At 55.4% G+C, this 8,892-nt stretch carries 6 protein-coding genes and 2 pseudogenes; 5 read left to right on the top strand and 3 right to left on the bottom strand.

Annotated features, from left to right (window positions below; all coding sequences use genetic code 11):
- The first annotated feature begins 823 nt into the window (after positions 1 to 823).
- From P0D96_RS46855 to P0D96_RS46870, 4 genes are read left to right on the top strand one after another with little or no spacing between them, the layout of a single operon-like run.
- On the top strand, positions 824 to 1,990 hold the full coding sequence (locus P0D96_RS46855) for an acetyl-CoA acetyltransferase (RefSeq protein ID WP_408321029.1): 1,167 nt from the start codon (positions 824 to 826) through the stop codon (positions 1,988 to 1,990).
- A 50-nt stretch (positions 1,991 to 2,040) separates the two neighbouring features.
- A complete protein-coding gene (locus P0D96_RS46860) occupies positions 2,041 to 2,340 on the top strand; it encodes a DUF1330 domain-containing protein (protein ID WP_408321031.1) in 300 nt (99 codons plus the stop codon).
- Positions 2,337 to 3,047 carry a CoA transferase subunit A gene (locus P0D96_RS46865; RefSeq protein WP_408321033.1) on the top strand — a complete coding sequence of 237 codons (711 nt, stop codon included), beginning with the start codon at positions 2,337 to 2,339 and terminating at the stop codon, positions 3,045 to 3,047. The genes P0D96_RS46860 and P0D96_RS46865 overlap by 4 nt, the downstream gene beginning before the upstream one ends.
- Positions 3,044 to 3,685, top strand: a complete 642-nt coding sequence (locus P0D96_RS46870; protein ID WP_408321035.1) for a CoA transferase subunit B — start codon at positions 3,044 to 3,046, stop codon at positions 3,683 to 3,685. The genes P0D96_RS46865 and P0D96_RS46870 overlap by 4 nt, the downstream gene beginning before the upstream one ends.
- A 212-nt stretch (positions 3,686 to 3,897) precedes the next feature.
- Here P0D96_RS46870 and P0D96_RS46875 read toward each other — a convergent pair.
- The 3 genes and pseudogenes from P0D96_RS46875 to P0D96_RS46885 form a co-directional block, all read right to left on the bottom strand.
- Positions 3,898 to 5,274: pseudogene (locus tag P0D96_RS46875) on the bottom strand (IS4 family transposase).
- Between the two features lie 232 nt (positions 5,275 to 5,506).
- Positions 5,507 to 6,079, bottom strand: coding sequence for a LuxR C-terminal-related transcriptional regulator (locus P0D96_RS46880; protein WP_408321037.1), 573 nt, complete (start codon positions 6,077 to 6,079; stop codon positions 5,507 to 5,509).
- 242 nt (positions 6,080 to 6,321) lie between these two features.
- Positions 6,322 to 6,944, bottom strand: a pseudogene (locus tag P0D96_RS46885) (transposase family protein).
- A 315-nt stretch (positions 6,945 to 7,259) separates the two neighbouring features.
- Between P0D96_RS46885 and P0D96_RS46890 the strand changes: the two are divergent.
- A complete protein-coding gene (locus tag P0D96_RS46890) occupies positions 7,260 to 7,583 on the top strand; it encodes a DUF4148 domain-containing protein (protein WP_408321038.1) in 324 nt (107 codons plus the stop codon).
- The last annotated feature ends 1,309 nt before the right edge of the window (positions 7,584 to 8,892 follow it).

An 8,892-nucleotide genomic window follows, 5' to 3' on the forward strand; every position in this document is an offset into this window, starting at 1 on the left:
CTCCACCTAACCGACTGTCCAGATTTCCGGGGCCACCTCTTAGTAACCCGGTTTGAACCAAGTGTTGTCCAGAATGTCTCTGTTTTTTTCGCGAACATGGTCGGTTTCGCTAACCCCGCAGTCATTCGGGAGTCGCACGACGATTGAAAAGATGGCTTAAACATCTTCTGTCTCCTAGCTAGTTATTTAATCATGTCGACACTGACCGGATGCCAGACCATCGTCCGTCGCCGGTTTCTTCCGATTGCGGTCAGATTGGCCGCCGCAAAACGGCGGAGCTCGCAGGCGGCGGCTATCGGAGCCTCTCGAGGCTGTTGTCAGTCGCACTCAATCTAATATGGGCGGCCCCCCTAAGGCAGTCGCAAAATTACGCTAGTGTCTATACCTAGCGCGGTGCTAAAAAGAAGAATCCCTGAGATCGCATCAGCGTCGATGAAGACAACTGACTTCCATCAAAACACGTGTTAAGACGTGGCCTTCTGCAAACGATCGTTCTCCGGGATGCGAGCCACTAGAAGACATCCGACAGAAACAGGCGACGAGGACCACCAATGCTGTACAAGCGATGCGCATTGACCCGCTTGCCTCTCTGCCAACTTTCTGTACGTCCGCTCATCAGTGCTGCGACGCGTTGAGGGCTGGTTTCGTTCTTCTGGAATCAACCGAAGTTCCGACTGTGAGAGAGGCGAGTTCGAACCAAAGCGTTCCTTTAGAGGACTAAGACGGGAAGGTGTCGCTTAAGGGTTGTCCCTGACGTAATTCTTCGTCTGTTTAAGGACGGTGCCTGAGTGTAGATTCTCTCCGTAATCAAACCGGAGGCGTTATGGGTGCAGTCATTGTCGGATGGTCTCACTCTCCATTTGGAAAATTTGACAACCTCGATCTGGAAGGCCTAATCGCCTCCGTATCACGCAACGCGTTGACCGACGCAGGGGTGTCAGCGCAAGAAGTAGGCGGCGTGTGGTTGGGAAATCTGAACGGAGGGTTCGAATCAGGGATTTTCAACTCATCGCTGGTGATGCAGTCGGACGAAGGTCTGCGCTGGAAACCTGCCACGCGGGTCGAGAACGCATGTGCTTCAGGTTCTGCCGCAATTTATTCAGCGGCTCAGGCCATTGAGTCCGGCGCCGCGCGAATCGCACTGGTTGTCGGTGCGGAGAAGATGTCTGCCGTGCCGGGGCACGAGGCGACGCGGATTCTGGGTAACTGCTCTTATGTGAAAGAGGAAGCTACCATCGATGGCAGATTCGCGGGCATCTTCGGTCACGTTGCACAGCAATATTTCGACCGCTACGGCAACCAGTCAGAGGCGCTTGCGCGCATCGCGGCCAAGAATCACCGAAATGGCATGAGTAATCCGTTCGCGCATATGCGGCGGGACTTGGGTTTCGAGTTTTGCAACACCGTATCGGATCGTAATCCTTTAATTGCAGGGCCATTGCGAAAAACCGACTGTTCGCTAGTGTCGGACGGCGCTGCGGCGCTTGTGCTTGCTAGTGAAGACCTCATTTCCGACTTCAAAAAGGCCGTCCGCTTTCGGGGTCGCGCGCACGTCAGCGACTTCCTTCCGATGTCGAAGCGAGATGCCATTGCGTTCGAAGGGCCTAGTAGAGCCTGGAACACTTCGCTACAACAGGCAGGTATCGGGGTCAACGATCTGTCGTTCGCGGAGGTTCACGACTGCTTCACCATTGCTGAACTGCTCTCTTACGAGGCGATGGGATTGGCAGTTCGCGGGGAGGGCGCTAAAGCAATTGAGTCGGGGTTGGTTGAGAAGGAGGGGCGACTTCCAATCAACGTGTCTGGTGGACTTAAGTCGAAGGGTCATCCAATTGGTGCAACAGGCGTGTCCATGCACGTCGTATCGTCGATGCAATTGTGTGGTGAGGCAGGAGAGATGCAGCTTTCCAGGGCTGAACTGGGCGGTGTATTCAACATGGGTGGTTCAGCAGTCACAAGCTACGTGAGCATCCTTGAACGGCTGAAGTGACCGAACTTTACTTTGGACCTAGATTAACGATTGTCTCAAAGGGAAAGAATATGGCAGCGCGTGGCTATTTGATAGCTGAACTGGATGTGTTCGACGAAGCAGTGTTCTACTCTGAATACATGGAGAAAGTCGGTTCGGTTCTGGAGAGCTATGGAGCACGATTTCTCGTGGCGACCGATCGGCCAGAGGTGATCGAGGGAGATCGAAAGGTCAAGCGGGTGGTGCTCCTCGAGTTTGAGACCTTCGAGCGCGCGAAGGAGTTCTACTTCTCCGAACAGTACCAGGAAGTAGCCGCTTTTCGGTTCAGGTCCGCCCATACACACCTTTGTATTCTGGAGGGGCATGTATGAACCGCGTGTATGAGTCGGCCGTCGATGCGCTTCGTGACGTACTGAGCAAAGGACAGACTTTTTCTGTCGGCGGATTTGGGCTATGCGGAATCCCTGAGGCGCTGATTGAAGGTGTTAAGGATTTGGGAGTCGGGGAGTTGATCTGCATCAGCAACAATGCTGGTATCGACGATTTTGGTCTTGGCGTTCTACTGCAGACCCGTCAGATCAAGAAAATGATCTCGTCTTATGTTGGCGAGAATCGTGAGTTTGAGCGTCAATATCTGGCTGGGGAACTGGACCTTGAGTTCACCCCGCAGGGCACGCTTGCTGAGAGGTTGAGGGCGGGAGGGGCTGGCATCCCGGCCTTCTATACTCAAACCGGGTATGGAACATCAATCGCCGAAGGGAAGGAGGTACGGGAGTTCGGCGGAAAGTCCTACGTTATGGAGCATGCTCTTCTTGCGGACCTTGCGTTGGTCAAAGCATGGAAGGCAGACAAAACCGGCAATCTGATCTACAGGCGTGCTGCTCGTAACTTCAACCCGCTTTGCGCGATGGCCGCTAGAATTACGATCGCTGAGGTCGAGGAGATTGTCGACGTGGGTCAACTCGACCCGGATCAGATCCATACTCCAGGTATTTTTGTGCAGCGAATCGTCGTCAATGCGAATCCGGAAAAACGAATTGAAAAACGGGTAGTCAGGGTGCAGGGAGAGGCAAAATGAGCTGGAATCGGGACGAAATGGCTGCACTGGCATCCTCAGAGCTCAAGGACGGGTATTACGTCAATCTTGGGATTGGTCTTCCGACGCTGGTCGCAAATCATATTCCGGACGGTCTGGAGGTTTGGCTGCAGTCGGAGAATGGACTGCTCGGCATCGGACCGATGCCTACAGAAGTCGAGGTCGACGCAGACGTTATCAATGCCGGGAAGCAGACCGTGACGACCCTTCCCGGATCGTCAATCTTTTCGTCAGCTGACTCGTTTGCGATGATCCGCGGCGGTCACATCGACGTTGCGATCCTCGGCGCACTGCAGGTGAGTGGAAGCGGTGACCTTGCCAACTGGCTAATCCCAGGCAAGATGATCAAGGGCATGGGGGGCGCGATGGATCTCGTGTCGGGCGTTGGGCGTGTTGTCGTCATGATGGAGCACGTCACGAAGACAGGGGAGAAGAAGATTCTCAAGAAATGTTCACTGCCGCTAACCGGTAAAGGCGTCGTCAGTCGCATTATCACGGACCTTTGCGTTTTCAGTGTGGGACCAAAAGGTCTCGAGCTTGAAGAGATGGGGCCTACGGTTACTCTGGACGAGCTTCGTGCGAAAACCGGCGCGCCATTCGACGCCTGTCGATTCAGGTAAAGTCGTGTTCAAGAGCAGGTCGCGTCCCAATCCTCCTTTCGGTTCTGAAGTTTTCATGTTCAAGACGCTGCAGACGGTCACCGGCCTGGAGGAATTGGAGGACAAAGCCCTCCTCAGGATTTAGCCGCGCGCAAGCACGCAACTTGGGTCGAGCACGCGCGCAGTGGCTCGCGCCCATGGAGGGTACGGGGTCTAGGGAGAATGGCACTTACTTAAGCCCGTGGAGCGTGTCCATATTTTCGGACGCGCTCGCGTGCGATGTGACGAGGCTCTTTCAGCCATGGGTAAGACTTCGGTCTTCGTTTCCGCATTCGTGGTTCGATGCGACTGGGGCGATTCCCAACGCAAGACTGTGCGATCAGGTTGAACAGGAGACTCTGGTCGTGGGTTGCTGTCAGACCTCGGGCCAGCCATTCAGTCCATAACTGCACGGTGTGTTTGAAACTCAGTGTTCTCGGATCGGTGGCATAGTGGCTCGCGGCCTGCGCCATCAGCAACCGAATCACGTTATAGGCCAGCAGATGGACCCAGATCTCCTTCTCGTTCATGTGGGCAGTCTGGCAATGTAGTACGTCCATACCCATCGTCGTCTTGATGTTACGTAGATCCAGTTCCACGTTCCAGCGCCTGGCGTACAACTGCGAGAGGTCCTGTTTGCTGGTCTTGCGTGCATCAAGCATTGTGGTGACCAGCACCCGGTGATGCAGCCTGGACTCGCGCACCATCAGTTCATCGGGGAAGGCCTGGTACTGCTCACGCGTCATCCAGTCGGGACGCTGCCGGGGTTTGGGCCACGTCACAATGTGATCGCGCATGCCCAGCGACTTGCCTCGCCGGAAGTCCGTGCGGCGCGCCCCATGCTGTTCCATCACGACATCCACTCCGGCGGCGATCATTGAGGCCATCAGAAAGTAGTGGCAGTACAAGGCATCGGCGACGATCACATCACCTTTACAAAACGTATCTTGCAGCATGCGAAACGCCGTCAGCTCCCCGCTGCCTTTGCCCGCGTACGTGCCGACACCCGCCTCCAGCACTGCGCCGCTTGCCAGACAGATCACCGCAACCAGATAGGCTAACGGAAATCCCACTCCTTCGGCCTGAGAACTGGACTGCGGGAAGCGGGCCTAGTTCGACGGCGTATCGGGCATCGAGATTCCTGTGCCGTCAACCAGCTTGACCGGCCGCCCGCGCCACTTCCAGGCGGGCCTGGCCTGCTCATGCAGTTGACGCCCCGTCTCGCGCGCCAACTCCCGCACCATCGTCAGCGGCAGTCTCTGGCGAGCGCGGCAGTAGCCTCCCGTACGCACACTCATGGGTCGCAGCCCGTCGGCAGCTCGCTGCGCGGCCCACCCGTTGACCGCCTTCTGACAGGAGGCGTCCTCTTCCAGCGCCTGGCGCATGAACAGCGACAGTGTCACCGTCGGCGGATACAGCCGTTCCCGATGTTCTGGCAAATACGCTTCCGTTATGTCCAACAGCTCCGGGCTCGTCAGTATGTTGAAGTAGTCGACGGCCTGTGCCTTGCGCGCCTGGCTTTGAACGCTGCTTCGTGTTTGCCTGTGATGACTTCGTGCATTACGATCCATGGGGGCTGTTCTTTGGAATGAGACGGTGTTTGCCTGGTAACAACCATCGTATCAATCCTCGGATCAGCCCCCTCCCTTTCTCTTCAAGCACTTACCCGCGTCTTCTCCTCCATGCTGGGTTAAGTAAGTGCCATTCGGTCTAGGGACCCTTAGAGCAGGAAATCGCTAACTTCGATTTATGCGAGCCCTACTTCAATGCAATCAATGGTGGCAAGCTTGGTGGTCTAGGTTATCAAGTATCGGAACGTCCAATTAACTTCGCGACGAGCAAACTTGTGGTATGTGCGTTCAGTTTTCGCATGAGCCGCGCCCGGTGGGCTTCAACCGTCCGAGGACTTATTTCGAGCTCTTTTGCAATGAGCTTGCTCGACTTGCCTTCGACGAGGAGCCGGGCAATTTGCCGTTCACGAACGGTCAATTCAGCCGTGACTGGCCGTTCCTTCGAGATATCTTCGAAAACCCAGGTGGCCGACGCAAGCGGAGCCTTTGGATCTGAGGCGCGCCCCGTCGCATGGCACCAAAACAGGCGTCCGCTGCGATGACGCATGATGCGCTCGTCACTGTAACGGCCGTCTCTTTGCATGATCTCGGTGGCTCGCTCGCCGATGTGCTCGAATTCGGCGACAGACGGATATAAACGGTCGAGCGAGTGCCCGAAGAGTTCATCAGGTCCGTACCCAAACATTTCTGAAAAAGCCGTGTTGTAGAAAAAGACGATTCGCTGCTTGGCGATCAGAAGGCCTACAGGTGCTGAATTGAAAGCTTGCTCAAGGAGCTCAAGTTTTTGCTGGCTTTGCGAATCCAAGGCGTCTCCGATTGACAAAGGTAGAAAGGTAAGACGTCCGTATGCACTGCTCGCTACCGTCGAGGCTCCGCGGCAGGCGCTGTGATTTCACGGGCCGCCTCCAAGCGTAAGAGCGCGTATCTGTGCAGCAGGAGCAGGCGGACCATTATTGTAGCTGTCAACGCGGACGGAACTCCGATCTGGTGAAGGCGTTGTCACATTAAAGTGTTGGACTCGCAGTAGTTCGGTAGACTGATTTTTCCTCAAAAATCAGACGGATTTCGGCTAAGTTCGGTTAAACGATGCCGCGCGGAAAAACGTTCGCCGAGTTGTTCTCGGTAGAGCGACGCACGCAGTAGATGGCGCTTCAGCGCGAAGTGTTGCCGGATCGGTCCGAAGCTTGACAGAAAAGCTTACGTGCGTTTGCGATCACGAAAACCATGCATGTGTCGCTCGCGTTCACGTGTAGGCTGGTAGCTGTTTTCAGCGCGGTTGTTAGCCTGGGCACCGGCTTTGACGAAGACCTGCTTGACGTTGGTCAGTTCCGGGGTCTCGGCCTTTGCCGCAGGATATCGAGTTCGACGCCATGCTGATCGACTGCTCGTCACTGCAGATAGGGCTCGCCGCACAGTGTAACGAACATTTTTCGAGGTGCCAGGTCGAGCCCAGCTTGCAACGGGCAGCCTTGACGCGATGCGCGAAGCCCGCGCCGAACTTGTCGGCCCAGCGCCGGATCGTTTCGTCGCTGACGATCACTCCGCGTTCAAAGAACAACTCTTTAATGTCGCGCACGCTCAACTGAAAGCGAAAATGCCAGCGTACAGCGCAACCAATGACGGACAGCCGGAATGCGGTGGCCGTGACCAAGCGATTTAGCATTCTTGATCACACGATCTTACGCGACAGATCCGGCAATGTGACAACGCCCCGACGAGTCATCCGAGACATGCGATGCTGCGACGATATGACAGATATGCCCTGATGTACGTAGAAGTTTTGTCCAGCGTTGCCGAAAATATCGTCAAGGTCAATGAGTGGATAGGCCAAAGGGTGGAACCTAGTGGCACTGCATATCCACGGACTAAAGCCACATAGACCCCATTTAGCAAATGTCTGTTGAGGAATCGTAGGCTAAAACATTCCGCACTACGGCATTTTGTTTCGCTTATCCAAACTTTCATTGATGTACAGGAGCACGAAAATGATCTTCAAGATTGCCAATCTGGTTATTGGTCTCGCGCTGGCTCTGCCGGTATTTGCAAGCGCACAGGAAGGAGGTACCCCGATCACGCGTGAGCAAGTGCGTGCTGAACTGGTCGCACTCGAAAAGGCAGGCTATTCTCCGAGCAGGGGCAGTGTCTATTATCCGGCAGACATTCAGGCCGCGGAAGCGAAGATTCATGCAGGCACGGTAGCGGGCGGCAATACACAGGCTTCCTATGGTGAGGTGATCAGCGGGACCTCACAATGTGGGAATCGGGGCGATGTAGCGCCGGCTGACAGCGAACCGTATTTGCATCATTGAACAGGTAAGTGGGACGCGCTCCCTACGCCGAGCGGCGTAGGGAGCTTCCTCTTTCAACTACCGGCAGGTCGAACTGTGGCGATATGGCGTCGCCCCTCGGGCTAACGGGGACGGCGGGCGTTGAAGATTGCGGCTACATCGTACGGTCTTTCTCAATATCTCTGCCCGGTTGCGTCAAGGGGTTGAACGGGCTCTATCAGTTAACGGGCATAGTTGGCAGGTAAGGCAGAAGAGTCATTAGGCATATCAAAATTGTTCCCAAGCATCAGCAGCAACTGTCCGGCCCTAACATGTGCCGCAGTGTTCTAGGTGTACGTTGCGACGACGTGCCGCTTCATGTGATGTCTGGGCAACGCGTAGCGCTGACGGATCCGGCCGGTAGTGTGAGAGAAATGCTTGCATAAGATACGCCTCACGAGAACCGCGTATCTGACATTCATACCTACGAGTCGGCAGGAACTTGGTCATGGGATGCGTACGGCGGGAATGCGATGGTATTGAAGCTGTAGGAGAAGCGACGGCAGACGTTGTCGGACTGCACGGATCCGAGGTATCGACTCCGCCGTCGTGGCGGAAGCTCGCAAAGGTTGCACGCAACGAGGACGTCACAACATCAACAGGCTGATCGCGGGTGGTGCAACGTACGCGGTCCTGTGAGGCAGAAACGCCTTCGACGAACGGGAAGCGTGGGACTACGAGAGCGACCGGCTGTACAAGTTGAGCCGGGCGGTTGTCGATCAAGATGGCCATGAATACGCGATTGTAGAGCGCTCCATGTCCATTGCCGAGTTTCTCAGTAGCCGTGCGGAATTGAGCGGAATCTTCTGGACGTCGCCAAACGATACCGTTGCACCGGCGTCGGCGAACCTGTTCGCCTCGACGTTGAGAACCGGATGCGCTTGGTGTTTTTCCAATATATCGATATTCGCCACGCACTTGGAGTCTTTGTTCGAACGAAAAAAGATGGACGATTTGATAATAATGCTTTGGCGGAATCATTGTGAGTTTGAAAAACAAAGGATGCTGAAGAAATTCAGTCTCTGAGCTGGATTCCCGGATACGTGACTGGACGGTCCGATAAGCGTGCGATTGGACACACCCCTAAAATTCACCGACAGGATTCGCAGTTTCTGGTTGTCCGAACAAGGTTCAGAAAACGAGGGCCAGTTCCTTCCTCTAAATCGATGAAGTTAGGACGCAGCGTGACGCTTACCGTACACGAGAGCCGAGTACTACTCGAGGCCGTCATCCCGGATATGAACGGGCGCGAGCAGTCGAGCACCGTTGCAATCTGCCGCACCTGCCCGAG

It is taken from the genome of Paraburkholderia sp. RL17-347-BIC-D (genome assembly GCF_046027915.1).
GTDB lineage: Bacteria > Pseudomonadota > Gammaproteobacteria > Burkholderiales > Burkholderiaceae > Paraburkholderia.